Raw genomic sequence first — 18296 nt, forward strand, 5'->3', positions numbered from 1 at the left:
TCACTCGCACAGAAGTAGATGATGATTGCCGGTTATGTGGTCGCAGGAAGGTAGCGCAGCAAGGGCTGCCCTGAAAAGGGCGCCAAAAGCACGCGCCTCAACAGGCCCCAACCGGAGCCAATCAATAAGATGAAACCGCCCAGCAACAAGAGCGTTACGGCAAATGCGGCCTCTTCGGAAACGTTGGCTTCCAGGATCAGGTACCCGATTGCAAAGCCAAGGTAACTCATCGCGGAGACCAGAAGGGCACGCCGGTCAACAACCAGCGCGACGATTGCCAGGATTACAAACAGCGCGATAACGGCGATTGAGTATCCGACCGAACCTTGGCCTGAGTAATTGGAGACCAAGGCGAGAATCGAATGCACAATAAACGGTGCTGCCATCAGATGGAGCCAGAACGCCTTGTCAGAATTTAGCGTGACCCGGGCCGGGTCCTTGACATCGTAGCTCATGGCCAAAGCAAAAGTGACCAGCCCAAGGGCCAGGAAAAAGACAACGTTGTACTGGTCGATCAGGCCGGGCGCTGCCATTTCTATCAGCACAGCCACGATGAACAGGCACCCGCCTGTGATCCCGGCAATCCCGACCGGCACCTTGAAGCGCAGGTAAAACAAAACGGCACCGGCAAGGGCTACCAATGAGGTGGGGATTACCAGCCAGGTTTCATAGTTTTGCCGCCAGCCGCCAAGGCTCAAGCCCGTCAGGTCCTGATCAACAATCAGTCCGAAACAGGCCATGAAGAAAAAGGGGGTGAATGCCAAGCTCAGCAGGAAGGATGGCAGAGCCAGCCGCATGCGCTGGGAAAAAACCTCTGCCAGCCCCCAAATAGACACAGCGCCAACGGCGGAGATGGCCCAAGCAGGCAACAGATTCTGTAAACCATATATCAGCCCCACCATCAGGATTCCGATCCCCAGGCTGATGAATATGTCATGAAACCCGCGCACAAAGCGCACATCTTCGATGTCCGCATGCGGCAATGCTTCGGCCACTGGGCTGGTGACGCCACGGCGGGTCCAGAAATCAGTGAGCCTCTCAGCCTGGTCTTCGGTCAAAATGCCTTCGGAAACGGCGGCAGCTAAACGCACTGAATCCAGCGGGCTCTCTTTGTCGTTCGATTGTTGGCTCGCCTCGCTCAAGGATCCCTCCATCCGGCATACAAGAAGTCTATTAAAGCATCGGGCGTTTTGTTCGAAACGGCCAAAGCTGATCTCGTCCGCTTTTTTAGGCTCCCACCAGCCGGTCGTGCAGGCAAAGCGGTAGCACAGCAATCGGTTTTTTCGATTTCGCCCGATTGCTTGTGCGTTGCATTGATCTGGATCGTTCGGGAGGCTTGGAAGGCCAGCTTATTCAGCAGTTTCGAGCGTTTCGACCGTGACGCTTTCGTTTGTGTAGACACAGATTTCCGCAGCAACAGCCATGGCCTTGCGGGCTATGGTTTCTGCGTCAAAGTCGGTATCTACCAACGCCCGGCCAGCGGCCAAGGCATAATTTCCACCAGACCCAATGCCCATGACACCGCCCTCCGGCTCCAGGACATCGCCGGTTCCAGTCAGCACCAGAGAAATATTCTTGTCCGCTACGAGCATCATGGCTTCCAGCTTGCGCAAGTAACGATCTGTCCGCCAATCCTTGGCCAGCTCCACACAGGCGCGCATCAATTGGCCAGGATACTGCTCAAGTTTGGCTTCCAGGCGCTCGAACAAGGTGAAGGCGTCCGCTGTCGCGCCAGCAAATCCGGCGATGACATCACCCTTGGCAAGTGGACGGACCTTGCGGGCTGTGTGCTTGATCACTGTTTGCCCCAAGGACACCTGTCCGTCACCTGCAATCACGACCTTTCCGCCTTTGCGGACCATCATGATTGTGGTTCCATGCCAGGATGCCGGTTCATGCGTTTCGCTCATAAATGCCTCACTCGTCTGTCGATCCGCCCTATTTAGGCCGAGCCAGCTTTCATTCCAAGCGTTAGGTTGATTTCATGCCTGACACCGACCGAACCGTCCCTTGCCCCAAAAAGGACTCAGTGAGACAGCTCGATCCGTGTTGCCCGCAAGAGCGCATTGACCACGCCATCAAGCTGGGCGGCGGTCCGCTCGTCAACCAGATCGCCTTTGTCGTCAAATGCGCTGGAGGCCCTGGCAACGGAAACCATCTGCGGCAGGACCAGTGCACCGAGCCCGACCTCCAGGATTGTCCGTGTGCCGATGAGGCCCCGCATTCCGCCAAAGCCTCCGGGGGATGCCGCACCAACAGCAAATACCTTGCCCTTGAAGGCCTCCCCGCTTCCGCTAACGCGGCTGATCCAATCGAGCGTGTTTTTCAACAAGGGTGTGATACCGGCATTGTATTCAGGGCACGCTATGAAAACGCCATCGTTCTCCGAAAACAGCCGGTGCAGCTTGACAGCATTGTCCGGCTGGCCGTTTTTGTCTTCGTAATCTCCATCGTAAATGGGCAGCGGATAGTCCTTTAAAGACAATCGCGTCGTGCTTGCGTCCAGCAATGCGAGTTTTTTGGCGGCCAACGCCGCAAGTTTTCCGTTAATCGAAGCTGCGCGGGATGATCCCGAGAGAACAAGTATTTTCGGATTACGCATGAAGGACGCCTTTCAGATGAGCAACGGATCAACCAAGATTTCTTTGGACGTCATAGCCCATGCCACCCATACCTAATGTCCTTTGCGGAAAACCCAAACCCGGGCCGGCGGAAGATTTTTCCAGATCCACTCTGAACTGAAAATCGAGACACCGGCACCAACCGGTTTCACTGGGGTGGCAAATCCATAGGAGAACTGAATAAAGGGCGCGCCTGGCTTCAGAATATCCAGCGCTTCGGAGAGCAACTGTTGTCTTTCCGTTTCCGGGCGGGTCAGCAGCGGGAGCGAAGAAACGATACCGTCGAAAGCACCGAGGAGAGGCTTCTTAGGGCCGGTTTCATGATACGCCGCCGCCAATGTTGCTTGCAGGGAATAGGCGTCCCCTTGGATGACGTTCAGGCCAGGGTACCGTTTTGCCAAAAGAGTGCAAAATGCGGGACTGAACTCGACGGCGGTGATGTTTTTCTGAGCTATGCCCTGATCAAACAGGGCTTTGGTGACAACACCTGTCCCAGGGCCCAACTCAATCACATTAGTATGCGGTCCTGGCACCAGGTAGGATGCCATCTTAGCCGCAAGCTCAGGCCTTGATGGGCTCACGGCCCCGGTACGCAAGGGGTTCTGCGCCCAGGACCGCAGGAACTTCACCTCGTCAAGCATCTTGGAACGGACCAGGTTTGCCTTCACAAGTTTGCTTTTAACAAAGTCCCGCTCGGCACCGAACCGCTTCAACATCCACTGTCACTCCCAAATCCTTCTCACAGAATATAGGAGTGTTTATAGGAGGTTACCAGCACCACGCGCACATGTTGCACATCTATGCGCCGAGATTGTCGATGAAGTCTTTCACCTTTGAAAAGAACCCGGCAGATTCGGGGTGATTTTCGCCCGACGATTCTTTTTCGAACTCAGCCAGCAATTCGCGCTGGCGTTTGGTCAGATTGCTTGGCGTTTCGACTGTCACCTGAATGTACATGTCGCCATGCTGACTGGACCGCATGATCGGCATGCCCTTGCCGCGCAGCCGGAACTGCTTGCCCGCCTGGGTGCCTTCCGGAACCTTGACCCGGCTGGTTGCGCCATCGACCGTTGGAACATCGAATTGCCCGCCCAGCGCAGCTGTTGTCATTGAAATCGGCACCCGGCAATAAAGATCGGCACCGTCGCGTTGAAACAGATCATGCGGCTTAATCGACAAGAAGATGTACAAATCGCCGGTCGGACCACCCCGAACCCCGGCCTCACCCTCACCAGCAAGCCGAATGCGGGTTCCGTCTTCGATCCCAGCCGGAATGTTCACCGACAGCGTTCGTTCCTGAGTCTTGCGCCCAGACCCGCCGCAGCTTGTGCACGGATCGGAAATCACCTGTCCGCGGCCCTGACAGCTTGGGCAGGTGCGCTCGAGTGTGAAGAAACCTTGTGCGGCCCGTACCCGTCCGGCACCGCCACATGTACGGCAAGTGGTCGGGCTTGTGCCAGGCTTTGCTCCGGACCCATCACAGGTGTCACAGGTAACGCTGGTTGGAACCTCAATCTCGACCGTCTTGCCGACAAACGCATCTTCAAGCGAGATGTCGAGGTTGTATCTGAGGTCCGCTCCGCGCTCGCGGCCACCCGAACGGCGGCCACCACCGCCACCCATTCCGAAAAACTCTTCGAAGATATCGGACATGGTGGAGGAGAAATCGTGTGCACTGGCTCCACCGCCTCCGCCGCCAAAACCTCCGTTTTCGAAAGCTGCATGGCCGAAGCGATCATACGCGGCACGCTTCTGCCCGTCCTTCAAGGTGTCATAGGCTTCGTTGACTTCCTTGAACTTGGCTTCGGCTTCTGCGTCACCGGGATTGCGATCCGGGTGGAACTGCATGGCCATCTTGCGGTAGGCGCTCTTCAATGCCTTTTCGTCGGCATCACGGGCCACACCCAGAACATCGTAGAAATCACGTTTGGACATCAAGATCTCTCGGTCTTGCTGCACCGCTGGCTGCCTGGATTCTCCGGCGCCAAATACGGCGAAAGCGCCGGGTCCCTGAGCCCGTGATGATCGAGCGGATGGAAACCGGCGCCGGGACGTTAACAGCCAGCCGGTGGACCGGCTGGCTGTCAGGTTTCAGTTTAAGCGGATTTCTTGTCGTCGTCGTCTTTGACTTCTTCAAAATCCGCATCAACGACATCATCCTTGGCTTCTTCGGCGGCCTCTTCACCACCTTCTGCAGCCGCGTCGGCCTGTGCCGCCTGATACATGGCTTCACCAAGTTTCATGGACGCTTCAGCAAGGGCCTGGGTCTTGGCCTTGATGTCTTCAAGGTCGTCGCCTTCAAGTGACGTTTTCAGGGCAGCGAGTGCATCCTCGATTGCAGACTTGTCGTCACCCGATACCTTGTCGCCATAGTCGGCAAGAGACTTTTCAGTCGAATGGACCAGGGATTCGCCCTGGTTCTTGGCTTCCACCAGTTCCTTGCGCTTCTTGTCCTCATCCGCATGGGACTCGGCATCCTTGATCATCTGATCGATATCCGCATCGGACAATCCACCAGAGGCCTGGATGCGGATCTGCTGCTCCTTGCCGGTTCCCTTGTCTTTCGCCGATACGTTGACGATACCGTTCGCATCGATGTCAAACGTCACTTCGATCTGCGGAACACCGCGCGGTGCGGGCGGAAGGCCGACCAGGTCAAACTGACCGAGGACCTTGTTGTCCGCGGCCATCTCACGCTCGCCCTGGAAAACCCGGATGGTCACAGCCGTCTGATTGTCCTCAGCCGTTGAGAAGACCTGGCTTTTCTTAGTCGGGATCGTCGTGTTCCGGTCGATCAAACGTGTGAACACGCCACCAAGTGTTTCGATGCCGAGGGACAACGGCGTGACATCAAGCAGAAGAACGTCCTTAACATCGCCCTGCAAAACACCTGCCTGAATGGCTGCACCCATGGCAACCACTTCATCCGGGTTCACGCCCTTGTGCGGCTCTTTGCCGAAGAAGTTTTTGACGGTCTCCTGAACTTTCGGCATGCGTGTCATGCCGCCAACGAGCACCACTTCGTCGATTTCGCCAGCGGCCATGCCGGCGTCTTTCAAAGCAGCTTCCATCGGCTTGACGGTGCGCTTCACCAAGTCCTCGACCAGGGACTCGAATTTTGCCCGGGTCAGTTTCAAGGTCAGGTGTTTCGGACCAGACGCGTCCGCCGTAATGAACGGGAGGTTGATCTCGGTCTGCGAAGAAGACGACAGTTCAATCTTGGCCTTTTCGGCAGCTTCCTTCAGCCGCTGCAAGGCCAGCTTGTCGTTCTTCAGGTCGATGCCCTGCTCTTTTTTGAATTCAGAAGCAAGATAGTCGACCAAGACCATGTCAAAGTCTTCACCGCCGAGGAACGTATCACCGTTGGTCGACTTCACTTCGAACACGCCGTCGCCGATTTCCAGAACGGACACATCGAATGTACCGCCGCCAAGGTCATACACCGCGATGGTCTTGCCGTCGTTCTTGTCCAGACCATACGCAAGAGCAGCAGCTGTCGGCTCGTTGATAATCCGAAGGACTTCAAGTCCGGCAATCTTACCGGCGTCCTTGGTAGCCTGACGCTGCGCATCATTGAAGTAGGCCGGTACCGTGATCACTGCCTGGGTGACCTTCTCGCCCAAATAGCTCTCAGCGGTCTCTTTCATCTTCTGCAGGATGAAAGCAGACACTTGGGACGGTGAATATTTTTCGCCATCAGCCTCAACCCAAGCATCGCCGTTGTCCGCCTTGACGATGTTGAACGGGACCAGCTTCTGATCCTTCGCAACGGTAGGGTCATCGAACCGGCGGCCGATCAGTCGCTTTACTGCGAACAGGGTATTGGTTGGGTTGGTGACGGCCTGCCGTTTTGCCGGCTGACCTACGAGGCGCTCGCCATCGTCGGAGAATGCGACCATGGACGGAGTTGTCCGGGCGCCTTCTGCGTTTTCAATTACTTTAGAATCTTTACCGTCCATGACGGCTACGCACGAGTTGGTCGTGCCGAGGTCGATACCAATGACCTTTGCCATATTAAGCCTCTCTTTCTAGCAAACCGGAAAAACCCAATCAGGCGTTTATCCGGCTCCTTTCACATGTATTCCGGGAAGACCCGGACATTGCGGCCGAGCAGCCTGCTCGAGATTGGGTGCAACGCTTGCCCGCTATATAGGAGGATGAAACTTTGCCTGCAAGACATCTATCCAAGAGCAAATGCCTGATCTTAACAGCTTGACGCTCCTTTAATGATACGCCAATCGCGTCGTAAGCCAGACAAATAGCGAAACAATTAAAGCGTGGGCTCTTCCAGACGCTTTCTTGCGCAAAATAACTACACGATGTTAATTTAATAACGAGCTTAATGGAACAGGTCCTCATAATGTTGAAAACCTTTGGAACCGCCGCGGTTGCTGCACTGATACCCGTTGCGGCCGTTGCAGCTGACATCAACAGTATCAACACCCTTGATCTTGAGACCCAGACAACAAATTGGAGTGGTTTCAACGCTGCCATTCTTGCAGGCGGTGGCTACCTGAGGGCGACCGACAGCCTGGGGCTTGATACTGACAATCACTCTGCGGTGTTCGGTGCGTCGGTCGGATATGACTACCAGATCGACAGTTTTGTGTTCGGCGCTTCGTTCGAGGGATTTTACACCAACTTCCGTGAGACCACGAACTCCGGTTATGTCCATCAGCGCGCCCGCTGGCTCGGGTCGGCCACCGTTCGCGGCGGTGTCGATGTAGGCCGCTTCCTGCCCTACGTCTCGGTCGGTGCCGGCATTGGAACTTATGAAGTCGATATCGATATTCTCGATACCACAGAGAAATACACCGACTATTGGTTCGTTGCCGGTGCAGGCGTTGAGATGAAGGTCACAGACAACCTGTTCGCCAGACTTGATTACAAGCATTACCACTTCGCCGAGCGGGAGTTCGAAGTCTCGAACTTCACGAATTTTACCGCCCAAGGCGACACAGACGTAGTAACCGTCGGGCTTGGTTACCGGTTCTGAGAAGCTGACGGCTCTTTTGATCAGCGCCACGAAGCACAGAACCGCCTAACTCATGGTCAAAAAGCAATCGATGGAAATCAATGGCCTGACGGGGCTCGATTATTATCCGGCGTATTTAGACCGGACCGATCAATCGCGGCTCGTCGATACATTCCGTTCCATCGTAGAAAGCGCTCCGCTTTTCCAGCCGGTGATGCCCAAAACGGCCAAGCCGTTCAGTGTCAGGATGAGCAATTGCGGACCACTTGGCTGGGTCTCGGATGTGAACGGATACCGGTACCAGCCAGCACATCCGGTGACGGGCCTGCCGTGGCCGCCAATTCCCCAAAGCCTGATTGAACTGTGGAGCAGCTGCGCGCCCCAGGCTCCAGAGCCTGAAGCCTGCCTGATCAACTTTTATACGCCGGGCGCAAAAATGGGGCTTCATCAGGACAAGGATGAACAAACATTTGAAGCTCCGGTGGTCTCTGTTTCGCTTGGCGACACGGCCACTTTCCGGGTGGGCGGTTTGTCCCGCAAGGATCCCACCCGGTCCTTCAAGCTGGCTTCAGGAGACGTTGTAGTCATGGGCGGTGAAGCCCGGCTTTGCTATCATGGAATTGACAAGGTTCTGGAGGGGACGTCCACACTGCTCAAGAACGGCGGACGCATCAACCTAACTCTCAGGCGCGTCACACCTCCCAGCTCAAACTCCGGCTAAAGCATCTTTGGGCCGTCAATCGGGTCAGATTTTCGACCATTAATCTAAAGAGACTTTAATTCCAATTTTGCCAACGTTGCGCTTGGACAGGAAATCCTCCTGCGCAGCCCTCAGGTCTTTGAGATCGTAGGTGCGCGCAAGCGATGGCCGTATTTCACCGCGCTCGATATATCCAACCAGATCGGTGAACACCGAAGCCTTTTGCCGGGTGCATCCGAAAAATGAGATGTCTTGCAAATACAAAGTCCGCAGATCCAGCTCGACGACCGGTCCGGCTATCGCACCGGAAACAGCATAGCGCCCACCGGACACGAGACCTTCAACCAAGCCCGGAAACCCAGGACCGCCGACAAGGTCAAGCACCACATCGAACACTCTTTTCGGTACAACGTCATCCCGGTTGAGTGTAGCGTCAGCGCCAAGTGCGCGCAGGTCACCAGCTTTGCCGGGCGTTGTCATCGCGGTTACATGAGCCCCCCGGCGCTTCGCCAACTGGATCGCCGCAGAGCCGACACCGCCGGACGCCCCCGTAATCAAGACACTCTCTGCGCCAAGTCCGCTGCGCTGAATCATGCCTTCAGCAGTGGAATAGGCACACGGAAACGAGGCAAGCTCCACGTCGGACAATTCCGAAGTCACCGTGATCGCATCTTCTGCGTAGGTGACTGCAAATTGCGCAAACCCTCCGTCGTATTCCGACCCGAAAGTCACAAGAGGGAGATCCCCATGCTCTGCTTTCGGTGCCTGCATGGGCCGCACCAGGACCCTTTCGCCAACCCGGCTCGGCGCGACACCCTCTCCAACCTGGACGATTTCCGCGCAACAATCGGCACCTTGAATACGCGGGAAAGTCAAAGCGCTACCGCTCCAGCTCCCGCCCCCAGCCGCACGCGCCGCATAACCACCGCTAAGGCCTGATGCCGTATCACCCCGGACCGCCTTCGCGTACCAGCCAATGCGGGTGTTGACATCAGTGTTGTTCACCGCAGCGGCTTTCACCTTCAAAAGCACCTGACCAGGAGCCGGAGTTGGAACCGGCAAGTCCTCGCGCCATTCAAGGCATGACAAGTCTCCATGCCCGGTCAGGACCATGCCGCTCATAACGCCCGGAATATCTTGCATAACGCCCCACAAGTAGAATGACCATTCTACCTTTCGATATAGAAGCGCCGGACCGGCGTCAAGCAAGTCAAAGCCGGAACACCACAATAGATTACCTGTCAGGCAAGCCCTTGCAGACTATCTGCTGGCATGATCAGTTGGTCACCTCGGTAAACACTTCAACCGGCGTAAAGAAGAGATCCTGAGCGAGCGCCTCACCCAGACTCAAACGGCGCAGCGACCAGAACACCTGCTGCCCCATGGCATAGAAATTCTGCCCTACATTTCCTTGCGACAATCCCCACCGCAGGTATTCAAGCTGCACCTTCGATGCATCACCACTGATGATGACTTTCTTGCGGGAACGAAGGTCATATTTAAAAGGGTTGATTACCTCTGCATAGTGCCTCGATTTTTGTGGCCACCAACCCGCGGAAATCACAAGATCAACATGCGGGTTCAGCAAACCATACCTGAGCTGCTTCAGGGCAAGCTCATAGTCCCCTCCGGAATACAACGGTGACCGCCGGTCTTCAGACCATGGTGAGGGAGTACCGGCGCGCCCTTTACGATCGAGTATTTGCCGGACGCCAGCAATCCGATCCGCGATACTTTGATGACCTTCAGCCCCTGCCAAAATCAAGTATCGCCCGCCTTCCGGCAGCAACTGGTTCGCAAGACGGCCAAGCGCACGGCCCATTTCGAGACCGTTGGTTCCAACAAAACCGTCCCGAAGATGCCGGTACTGGGCAGGAAAATCAGATTCGAACAATACAACTGGAATTTGCCGGCGGATCAACTCCTGAAAAGCATGGCTTTTGATAATGGGCTCCGGATTCAGTGGGGCCAAGCCAACACCGTCTACGCCAAGTTCCAACGCCTCTTGTATCGCTTGAATCTGTCCGAGAGCATGAGCTGTTTCAGGCTTTCCGATAAATACAATATCGTATCCAGCCGCCTCGGCACCTTGCCGAGCGCCAGCAAAAGCTGCTTGGAAATTTTCATCGCTTGTACTGTGGGGAATAATTGCAAACCGCTTTGATTCAGCGGCGGCAAAACCATAAGAAAAAAGAGCAATAAAAAGAATTGCAACCAGGCGCAGCAAATGCATCACCATGACAATTCAACCCTTCTTTCCTATTCATTCAAAGGATATCCAACCATAGCAAATAAAACGAGTGGCTTCAAAACAACAGAACATTCGCTATTGGCTTTACCGCTGCCTGAACACCACGTGAAACCGTCCAGGAAGCCTGCCCGTGGCCAGTAGTCTAGCTCACTTGAACATAAAGCAAGGCAACTGAAGAAAGCGCTATTATCCAGAGCGCGATACGCCCGGAACGTGTATGGCGGGCTTCGGCCTTGCCGATCGCTTCTGCAGTCTCGGAATCGAAACGTAGACCCCGGCTGGTCATTTTCTCCAGTTCTTCTGACATACGTCCAATCCGGTCCGCGAAAAGGGGCATATCATTCGCAATACGGGCCAAAGACGAAATCGCATCGCCAGCGTCGCGCAACTTCCCGGCAGGACCGAGATGCTCTTTTATCCATGACCCGACAACCGGCTCGGCCGTCTTCCACATATCGAGATTTGGGTTGAGGGTGCGCGCAACCCCTTCAACAACAACCATGGTTTTCTGCAACATGATCAGCTGGGTTTGTGTGCGCATCTCAAAGAGTTCAGTCACTTCGAACAATTGCGTCAACAATCTCGCCATGGAAATCTCGCTGGCGTCGTGACCATGAATTGGTTCGCCAATCGCACGGATTGCCTGGGCGAACATGTCGACGTCCTGATGAGCGGGCACATAACCCGCCTCGAAATGCACTTCGGCTACTCGCCTGTAGTTGCGTGTGATAAAGCCGAAGAGGATCTCGGCCAGAAAGCGGCGCTCGCGCTTGCTCAGCCGGCCGGTGATCCCAAAATCGACCGCGACGAGCGTGCCACCCGGCTCAACGAACAAATTGCCCTGGTGCATGTCCGCGTGGAAGAACCCATCGCGCAGTGTATGCCGCAAAAAGCTCTGGATCACTGACGCCCCAAGCGCTTCCAGGTCCTGACCATCCGCGACCAGGCCAGGAACATCCGACATCTTGCGGCCGTCTATCCACTCCATTGTCAGAACGCCTTTGGCGGTCCGCAGCCAATCGACGTCCGGCACCCGGAAACCGGGATCCTGCGCGACATTCTCGCTCATTTCAGACAGGCCGGCCGCCTCCAGACGAAAGTCCATTTCCATGGCGACGGACTGAGCAAGCGTATCGACGACGGCAACGGGCCTTAGACGCCGGGACGGGGCATGGAACTTCTCGGCCAGCCGCGCAACGAGATAATAGCTTTCCAGATCCCGCTGAAACCGCCGCTGGACACCTGGCCGCAAGACCTTGACGGCCACACTGCGCTCCGACCCGTCTTTGTCCCGCACCGTGGCGGGATGCACCTGCGCAATCGAGGCCGCTGCAACCGCAGGCCCAAACTCAAGAAACACGTCTTCCACTGGTTGACCGAGTTGTTCGGCGACAACTCTTTTCGCTGTTTGCAGATCAAAGGGTGCCAACTGGTCTTGCAAAGCCGACAAGTCACGCGCCGCCTCCTTGCCGACCACATCCGCGCGCGTCGCCAGAAACTGGCCAAGCTTCACATAAGACGGACCAAGCCTGTTAAGCGCGTCGGACAGGCGAAGCTCAGCACTTTTGGTTTTTACGGACCGCCGCTCAAAGAGCCGTGCAAAACGAATGGCCAGTCTTGGGCCTGTCGGCAGATCCGGCAGATGGGCCAGGCCGAACACCCCTTCCCGCGCCATAACAAATCCCGCCCGTGCCAGACGGAAAAACGGCATGATCGCAAAGGCCATGAACTAGAACTTCCAACCTGTGTGCATTGCGGCGATCCCGCCGGAGTAATTGCGGTAGCTCACGCGCTCGAAACCGGCTTCGCGGATCATTTCCGCAAACCGTTCCTGGCTCGGGAATTTGCGGATGGATTCCACCAGATATTGATAAGGATCACCGTCGCCAGTTACCCACTTTCCCATTGCCGGGATCGCGTTAAACGAAAAACCATCATAGATCCGGTCAAGTCCGGGAACGTCGACCTCCGAAAACTCCAGGCACAGAAACCGCCCCCCACGCTTCAAGACCCGGCGCGCTTCGCGCAAGGCCTTGGGAATATCCGGAACATTGCGGATGCCGAAAGCGATTGTATAAGCGTCAAAGTGCTTGTCTGGGAAAGGGAGCTCTTCCGCGTTTCCGAGCGAAAAGGTGATTGCATCGGATAAGCCAGCCTTTTCGGCCCGGTCGCGGCCAACACTCAGCATGCTTTCATTAATGTCGCAAACGATCGCGCGGGCTGTCCGGTTTGATTTTTCAATAACCCGTGTTGCAATGTCGCCGGTTCCGCCAGCGACATCCAAGAGCTGCCAAGAGGACGCAGGCGATTTCGGCGGCGCCAGGAACGATACCATTGCATCCTTCCAAACCCGGTGGAGGCCGCCGGACATCAAATCGTTCATCAGGTCATAACGGCTCGCAACCTTATGGAACACATCGTCGACGAGAGCCTGTTTTTGCCCTTCGGCAACCGTTGTGAACCCGAAGCTGGTCGGCATGTCTTCTGGAGCCCGGTCTGCCGGGGCCCCTTGCCGCGCTGCTTCGTCCGTCATGTCACGTCTCCTGACCGCTGTCACGATTTCCATACTTGAACCGCCGACGGACCATAGTACATGCGTTGTCAAAGCGCTATCTATGGGCCACTGGCCATATGCCGCAGGCCTATAACGTGCCGCAACTCAGGAAACCAGCCCGAAATGCCAGAACTGCCGGAAGTGGAAACGGTCAAGCGCGGATTGGCGCCAACCTTCGAAAGCTCGATCATTACAAAGGTGGATCAGAACCGTCCGGATTTGCGCTTTCCATTTCCCGGCGAATTTGCAAACCGGCTGACAAACCGAAAAGTTACGGCCCTCTCCCGCCGGTCAAAGTATCTGCTGGCAGACCTCGACAATGGTGATGTTCTGGTCATGCATCTCGGCATGTCCGGATCCTTCCGTGTTGAAGCTGATTTGGACAGCCTGACACCCGGCACGTTTGCGCATGAGCGCAGCAAAGACCCAAAACATGACCATGTGGTGTTTCATCTCCAGACACCGGGCAAAGAAAGAGCACGGATTGTCTACAATGACCCGCGCCGTTTCGGGTTCATGACACTTATTCCCCGCGAAACGCTCAGCGAGCATCCGCTGTTTCGGGAACTTGGAATGGAGCCGCTTGGCAACAGCCTGGATGGATACGCAATCGCCCGCCTGTTTGCCGGCCGGAAAACACCGCTCAAGGCTGCACTTCTTAATCAAAAACTGATTGCGGGCCTCGGCAACATTTACGTCTGCGAAGCGCTATGGCGGACTGGCCTTAATCCGGAGAGGGCGGCCGGGAGCCTTGTCACCAAGTCCGGCCGGCCTACCAAAAAAGCAACGGAACTGGCCAACAACATCCGTGCAACCCTTGAAGAGGCCATAAGGGCAGGCGGCTCGTCATTGAGGGATCACGCGCAAACGGATGGCAGCCTTGGCTACTTTCAGCATTCGTTCGCTGTATATGACCGGGAGAACCAGCCCTGTAGTTCCGAGGGGTGCAAGGGAACCGTGGTTCGTGCAGTGCATTCAAACCGGTCAACTTTCTACTGCCCGTCATGCCAAAGGTGATTATTCAAGCACAAGTTGGATGCGCTGCCTTGCCAGACCGGCACGGGGTCGGCTACCCATGACCCGTTAGTCAAACATGTCCTGGCACTGGGAGCGGGCAAAATGGGATATGAAAACATTCGTGTCGAAAAACGCGGCAAGGTCGGCTGGATAACTCTTGACCGGCCGAAGGCACTGAACGCCCTCAATGCCGCACTCATCAATGAGCTCGGCACGGCGCTTGATGGATTTGATGCGGATGAGCGGATCGGCTGCATCGTCATCACGGGGTCGGAAAAGGCATTTGCCGCCGGCGCCGACATCAAGGAAATGCAACCGCATAATTTTTCTTCAGCTTACCAAAAAGACCTGATTACGCCATTTGATCGCGTTTCCCAAAACCGGAAGCCAATCATTGCGGCTGTTGCAGGTTATGCTTTGGGGGGCGGGTGCGAATTGGCCATGCTGTGCGACTTCATTATCGCAGCGGACACGGCCAAGTTCGGACAGCCGGAAATTACGCTGGGTGTCATTCCCGGAGCAGGCGGCACCCAGCGGCTGACACGCTTTGTTGGAAAGTCGAAAGCTATGGAGATGGTGCTCACCGGCCGCATGATGGATGCGGAAGAAGCTGAGCGCAGCGGCCTTGTGAGCCGGATCGTAGCGGCGGATGACCTTTTGGAAGAGGCCTTGAAGGCGGCAGAAAAGATCGCCGAATTCTCATTGCCGGTGGTCATGATGGCCAAGGAGAGTGTGGACCGGGCCTACGAGACAACCTTGTCTGAAGGGGTCCGGTTCGAACGCCGTGTTTTCCAGGCCATGTTTGCCCTGGAGGACCAGAAGGAAGGCATGACAGCGTTTATCGAAAAACGGTCACCGCAGTTCGACAACAAATAAATGTCGGACATTCCGGCACAAAGCCGTTGACGTCCCGGCCCTGCACGCTTATAAGCAGCGCCCAATCGGTGGCGGTTTTCCGCCGCCGTTATTGTTTGATCGGGCCGAGCAGATTATGTGTTCATCCCGATCGCCAACGGACACATGTCCCCCTTACCGATCAGGATTGAGCCCATGGCCAACACACCATCGGCCAAGAAGGCGGCCCGCAAGATTGCCCGCCGGACGGCCACGAACAAAGCTCGCCGGAGCCGCGTGCGCACCTTCCTCCGTACTGTCGAGGAAGCGATTGCGTCAGGCGACAAGAGCGCTGCAACAGAAGCCTTCAAGGCAGCGCAGCCGGAAATCATGCGCGCAGCCTCCAAAGGCGTGATGCACGCGAACACTGCATCGCGGAAGGTTTCCCGTCTCAATGCCCGCATTAAGGCAATCAGCGCTTAACCATTCCGCCATCGAAACGTTAATTAAACCCGGCCTCAGTGCCGGGTTTTTTTTAGCCGCGCAATTTTGTGGATGACCGGAAACATCCATCAGGCGCCGTGCAATTGGTAAAATTGCCACCCTGAGCAATGGCAAAAATTTTCTATATTTTTCAACATCTTATAAGCATGTAGCTTCCATCCAATTGCTTCAAACCGGATTCGATACGAGTCAAGATATCCCTTTCAAATTTTTTTTTAAAAGCTGCGTTTTTGCGGTGCTGCAGCGCTTCGAATGGCAAAAAGTTATTGCAGGAAAAAGCATTTGCTCGCTCACCCACAGCTGGCAAAAAGTTAATGACGCTAGGGCAGAAACCGCCATTTTGGATGCACCGCCAAATGACCCTGTTGAACCCAGCAGCTGGTCTGTATATGTTCAAACAGCTGGCGACGGAAAGACTAGCGAAACAACAAAAAATGGTGCTTGGATCAACAATGTATAAGTTAAAAGATAACATAGCTGGGCACACTCACCCCTGTCACCGCGACGAATACAGAAACGTATTCGATTTAAGACGCTCTTAGCGGCGTCAAAGTCTTTATAACCTTCCTATTTTCTAAGAATCTAATCAACAGCGGCTCGTCCGCTGCCGGGGGATTATTGTGCAAACGAACATTGGATACGCTAGTGACTTGACCGCTTTGGAAACGTACACGCGTCTTCAAGACAATAACCCGGCCGCTCTTGTTGATGTTCGCACTCAGGCCGAATGGACATTTGTTGGTGTGCCAGATCTTCGTTCGATCGCGGGCGAGCCGATTTTGGTGGAATGGCAGGGATTTCCGTCTTCTGGCCCCAATCCGTACTTCGTGCGGGATCTTTCTGAGCTTCTTGCGCAGAAAGGACTTGACCAAGACGCGTCAATCTATTTTCTGTGCCGCTCCGGCGCGCGCAGCCAAGCAGCGGCAATCGCGCTCACTCAAGCCGGTTATTCCCGTTGCTTCAATATATCAGATGGTTTCGAAGGTCCGCTTGACGGAGATGGCCACCGCGGAACCAATTCAGGCTGGAAGGCCGCCGGGTTACCCTGGATCCAAAGTTAAAAGTGCACCGGTAAAACCGGGCTTCGGCGAGAGAGTATTTCTGTCGTCAATCTAATAACCGTCCCAAAAGGGACATCATAAGCTGCAAAAGCAGCAAGGCGTAGAAGAGTGGCTGTGGCGGACCGTTCTTCTTATTGTACAGGAGGCAGATGATATGCAGGTTCAGGAGGCAGGCGGCTCCGAACAATGGAAGCGGGTCAAGAAGCAGCTCCGCGCAGAGCTGGGGGACGATGTGTTCACCAGCTGGTTTGCACGGGTTGACCTTGAAGAACATCAAGATGGAACCGTAAGGCTGTCCGTCCCAACCCGCTTTCTCAAGCAATGGATCCAGAACAACTACAACGATCAGCTCATGGGCTTGTGGCAACGCGAGTGTGATGATGTGCATCGCATCGAGTTGACAGTGCGCGGCGCCATCCGGCCGCGTCAGGCCCCGGTGGTTAAGCCAAGCCTTGCCGCTCCGGCAAATGTTGCGGCCGTTCAGCCGGATGCACGCGGGGACACCCTGGCCGATGTATCTCCAGTAGCACGTGCGCAAGCAGCAACGGCTGCTCTGGGGCGCGGTGACAGCAACACCGGCGACAGCGCGCGCGATGTCCTACAAGGCGCTGCGCTGGATCCCAAATATACGTTCGACACATTTGTTGAAGGCGAGTCTAACAACCTTGCGCTTGCCGCAGCACGCCAAGTTGCCTCCGGCGGTGCGGTGACATTCAATCCGCTTTATCTGCATGCCTCCGTCGGCTTGGGCAAAACCCACCTGATGCAAGCCGTGGCCGCAAAGGCGCGGGCGAGCGGCCGGAAAGTCCTGTACCTGACGGCCGAGCACTTCATGTATAAGTTTGTTGCGGCGCTAAAATCTCAATCGGCCCTTGCGTTTAAGGATACGCTTCGCACAATCGACCTGCTCCTGATCGATGACATGCAATTCCTGCATGGGAAGCAGGTCCAACAAGAATTCTGCCATACGCTGAACGCATTGATTGACGGTGCACGTCAAGTAATCGTTGCGGCAGACCGGGCTCCGTCTGAACTGGACACACTCGATGACCGGGTCCGCTCGCGTCTGTCCGGCGGTCTTGTGGTTGGCATACAGGAACCGGATTTTGTTCTGCGCCGGAATATCCTCACCTCCCGCGTGGAACAGGCCCGAAAATCCTACCCGCAATTCGATGTGCCTGATGGGGTGCTGGACTATATCGCCCGTCACGTTGCGTCTTCCGGCCGGGATCTTGAAGGTGCCTTGAACCGCCTGATTGCGCACAATCAGCTGACGAACCAGCCGATCACCCAGGAAATGGCCGAGATGACCTTACGGGATCTCGTCCGGTCCAGCGAACCGCGGCGGGTCAAGATCGAGGACATCCAGCGGGTGGTTAGCAAGCATTACAATGTGACCAAGGCTGATCTGCTGTCTGCCCGCAGGACCCGCACGATTGTTCGGCCCCGCCAGATAGCAATGTATCTGGCAAAGGTTATGACCCCGCGGTCTCTGCCGGAAATCGGACGGCGATTTGGCAACCGGGACCACACCACAGTCCTTCATGCAGTGCGGAAAATCGAGGAAATGGCCCGTGCAGACTACGCACTTGCGCAAGAGCTTGAGCTGCTGAAGCGTATGCTCGACGCCTAAAGGATACAATACCCGATTTTCTACGGTTTTTGGGGGCGTTCTGAATGGACGCCCCCTTGCTTTTGACAGCTGTTAAGGGCAGTGTCGGTGCCCCGCTTACGAGCGGAAAAACAGCATTATTTGCCGGACAGTTCTGTCCGGCCTTT

At 55.7% G+C, this 18296-nt stretch carries 18 protein-coding genes; 8 read left to right on the plus strand and 10 right to left on the minus strand.

Features of this window, described 5'->3' with window-relative positions:
* Nucleotides 1–32 precede the first annotated feature (32 nt).
* The 6 genes from E1180_RS15645 to dnaK form a co-directional block, all read right to left on the minus strand.
* Nucleotides 33–1142 (minus strand): hypothetical protein, encoded by a 1110-nt coding sequence (locus E1180_RS15645; protein WP_155192323.1) that lies wholly within the window; start codon nt 1140–1142, stop codon nt 33–35.
* 207 nt (nt 1143–1349) lie between these two features.
* Nucleotides 1350–1910 carry an ATP-dependent protease subunit HslV gene (hslV, locus tag E1180_RS15650; protein ID WP_155192325.1) on the minus strand — a complete coding sequence of 187 codons (561 nt, stop codon included), beginning with the start codon at nt 1908–1910 and terminating at the stop codon, nt 1350–1352.
* Between the two features lie 116 nt (nt 1911–2026).
* Nucleotides 2027–2602 carry an NADPH-dependent FMN reductase gene (locus E1180_RS15655; protein ID WP_155192327.1) on the minus strand — a complete coding sequence of 192 codons (576 nt, stop codon included), beginning with the start codon at nt 2600–2602 and terminating at the stop codon, nt 2027–2029.
* Between the two features lie 72 nt (nt 2603–2674).
* Entirely contained in the window at nt 2675–3337 is a 663-nt protein-coding gene (locus tag E1180_RS15660; protein WP_155192329.1) for a class I SAM-dependent methyltransferase, read from the minus strand.
* An 82-nt stretch (nt 3338–3419) separates the two neighbouring features.
* Nucleotides 3420–4556 (minus strand): molecular chaperone DnaJ, encoded by a 1137-nt coding sequence (dnaJ, locus tag E1180_RS15665; RefSeq protein WP_155192331.1) that lies wholly within the window; start codon nt 4554–4556, stop codon nt 3420–3422.
* 161 nt (nt 4557–4717) lie between these two features.
* Complete coding sequence (gene dnaK / locus E1180_RS15670; RefSeq protein WP_155192334.1) at nt 4718–6634, minus strand: molecular chaperone DnaK; 1917 nt, start codon at nt 6632–6634, stop codon at nt 4718–4720.
* Nucleotides 6635–6981: 347 nt separating this feature from the next.
* Between dnaK and E1180_RS15675 the strand changes: the two genes are divergently transcribed.
* Together E1180_RS15675 and E1180_RS15680 are read left to right on the plus strand one after the other, a co-directional pair.
* Nucleotides 6982–7617 carry an outer membrane protein gene (locus E1180_RS15675; RefSeq protein WP_196220610.1) on the plus strand — a complete coding sequence of 212 codons (636 nt, stop codon included), beginning with the start codon at nt 6982–6984 and terminating at the stop codon, nt 7615–7617.
* Between the two features lie 52 nt (nt 7618–7669).
* On the plus strand, nt 7670–8317 hold the full coding sequence (locus tag E1180_RS15680) for an alpha-ketoglutarate-dependent dioxygenase AlkB family protein (protein ID WP_244314083.1): 648 nt from the start codon (nt 7670–7672) through the stop codon (nt 8315–8317).
* A gap of 39 nt (nt 8318–8356) precedes the next feature.
* Here the strand turns inward: E1180_RS15680 and E1180_RS15685 are convergent, their stop codons facing one another.
* The 4 genes from E1180_RS15685 to ubiE all read right to left on the minus strand — a co-directional run bounded on the left by E1180_RS15685 (nt 8357) and on the right by ubiE (nt 13026).
* On the minus strand, nt 8357–9439 hold the full coding sequence (locus E1180_RS15685; protein WP_244314084.1) for an alcohol dehydrogenase family protein: 1083 nt from the start codon (nt 9437–9439) through the stop codon (nt 8357–8359).
* 133 nt (nt 9440–9572) lie between these two features.
* Entirely contained in the window at nt 9573–10535 is a 963-nt protein-coding gene (locus E1180_RS15690; protein ID WP_155192338.1) for a substrate-binding domain-containing protein, read from the minus strand.
* A 154-nt stretch (nt 10536–10689) separates the two neighbouring features.
* Nucleotides 10690–12273 (minus strand): 2-polyprenylphenol 6-hydroxylase, encoded by a 1584-nt coding sequence (gene ubiB, locus E1180_RS15695; RefSeq protein ID WP_155192340.1) that lies wholly within the window; start codon nt 12271–12273, stop codon nt 10690–10692.
* Between the two features lie 3 nt (nt 12274–12276).
* Nucleotides 12277–13026 carry a bifunctional demethylmenaquinone methyltransferase/2-methoxy-6-polyprenyl-1,4-benzoquinol methylase UbiE gene (ubiE, locus tag E1180_RS15700; protein WP_196220622.1) on the minus strand — a complete coding sequence of 250 codons (750 nt, stop codon included), beginning with the start codon at nt 13024–13026 and terminating at the stop codon, nt 12277–12279.
* A gap of 198 nt (nt 13027–13224) precedes the next feature.
* Here ubiE and mutM point away from each other — a divergent pair, with 198 nt between their 5' ends.
* The 6 genes from mutM (at nt 13225) to dnaA (ending at nt 18150) form a co-directional block, all read left to right on the plus strand.
* Nucleotides 13225–14118, plus strand: coding sequence for a bifunctional DNA-formamidopyrimidine glycosylase/DNA-(apurinic or apyrimidinic site) lyase (mutM, locus tag E1180_RS15705; protein WP_155192344.1), 894 nt, complete (start codon nt 13225–13227; stop codon nt 14116–14118).
* A gap of 102 nt (nt 14119–14220) precedes the next feature.
* Entirely contained in the window at nt 14221–14994 is a 774-nt protein-coding gene (locus E1180_RS15710) for an enoyl-CoA hydratase (RefSeq protein ID WP_155192346.1), read from the plus strand.
* Between the two features lie 174 nt (nt 14995–15168).
* Nucleotides 15169–15435, plus strand: a complete 267-nt coding sequence (gene rpsT / locus E1180_RS15715; RefSeq protein WP_155192347.1) for a 30S ribosomal protein S20 — start codon at nt 15169–15171, stop codon at nt 15433–15435.
* A 184-nt stretch (nt 15436–15619) separates the two neighbouring features.
* Complete coding sequence (locus E1180_RS15720; RefSeq protein ID WP_155192349.1) at nt 15620–15916, plus strand: hypothetical protein; 297 nt, start codon at nt 15620–15622, stop codon at nt 15914–15916.
* A 190-nt stretch (nt 15917–16106) separates the two neighbouring features.
* Nucleotides 16107–16517, plus strand: coding sequence for a rhodanese-like domain-containing protein (locus tag E1180_RS15725; protein WP_155192617.1), 411 nt, complete (start codon nt 16107–16109; stop codon nt 16515–16517).
* Nucleotides 16518–16671: 154 nt separating this feature from the next.
* Complete coding sequence (gene dnaA, locus E1180_RS15730) at nt 16672–18150, plus strand: chromosomal replication initiator protein DnaA (RefSeq protein ID WP_155192350.1); 1479 nt, start codon at nt 16672–16674, stop codon at nt 18148–18150.
* Nucleotides 18151–18296: the final 146 nt, after the last annotated feature.

The organism is Roseibium denhamense, assembly GCF_009711415.1.
Taxonomy (GTDB): Bacteria; Pseudomonadota; Alphaproteobacteria; order Rhizobiales; family Stappiaceae; genus Roseibium; species Roseibium denhamense.

What these genes read in the sequence shown, in the direction of transcription:
- hslV (WP_155192325.1), bottom strand. Translation starts at nt 1,910, where the DNA reads ATGAGCGAAACGCATGAACCGGCATCCTGGCATGGAACCACAATCATG.
- E1180_RS15655 (WP_155192327.1), bottom strand. Translation starts at nt 2,602, where the DNA reads ATGCGTAATCCGAAAATACTTGTTCTCTCGGGATCATCCCGCGCAGCT.
- E1180_RS15660 (WP_155192329.1), bottom strand. Translation starts at nt 3,337, where the DNA reads ATGTTGAAGCGGTTCGGTGCCGAGCGGGACTTTGTTAAAAGCAAACTT.
- dnaJ (WP_155192331.1), bottom strand. Translation starts at nt 4,556, where the DNA reads ATGTCCAAACGTGATTTCTACGATGTTCTGGGTGTGGCCCGTGATGCC.
- dnaK (WP_155192334.1), bottom strand. Translation starts at nt 6,634, where the DNA reads ATGGCAAAGGTCATTGGTATCGACCTCGGCACGACCAACTCGTGCGTA.
- E1180_RS15675 (WP_196220610.1), top strand. Translation starts at nt 6,982, where the DNA reads ATGTTGAAAACCTTTGGAACCGCCGCGGTTGCTGCACTGATACCCGTT.
- E1180_RS15680 (WP_244314083.1), top strand. Translation starts at nt 7,670, where the DNA reads ATGGTCAAAAAGCAATCGATGGAAATCAATGGCCTGACGGGGCTCGAT.
- E1180_RS15685 (WP_244314084.1), bottom strand. Translation starts at nt 9,439, where the DNA reads ATGCAAGATATTCCGGGCGTTATGAGCGGCATGGTCCTGACCGGGCAT.
- E1180_RS15690 (WP_155192338.1), bottom strand. Translation starts at nt 10,535, where the DNA reads ATGGTGATGCATTTGCTGCGCCTGGTTGCAATTCTTTTTATTGCTCTT.
- ubiB (WP_155192340.1), bottom strand. Translation starts at nt 12,273, where the DNA reads ATGGCCTTTGCGATCATGCCGTTTTTCCGTCTGGCACGGGCGGGATTT.
- ubiE (WP_196220622.1), bottom strand. Translation starts at nt 13,026, where the DNA reads ATGCCGACCAGCTTCGGGTTCACAACGGTTGCCGAAGGGCAAAAACAG.
- mutM (WP_155192344.1), top strand. Translation starts at nt 13,225, where the DNA reads ATGCCAGAACTGCCGGAAGTGGAAACGGTCAAGCGCGGATTGGCGCCA.
- E1180_RS15710 (WP_155192346.1), top strand. Translation starts at nt 14,221, where the DNA reads ATGGGATATGAAAACATTCGTGTCGAAAAACGCGGCAAGGTCGGCTGG.
- rpsT (WP_155192347.1), top strand. Translation starts at nt 15,169, where the DNA reads ATGGCCAACACACCATCGGCCAAGAAGGCGGCCCGCAAGATTGCCCGC.
- dnaA (WP_155192350.1), top strand. Translation starts at nt 16,672, where the DNA reads ATGCAGGTTCAGGAGGCAGGCGGCTCCGAACAATGGAAGCGGGTCAAG.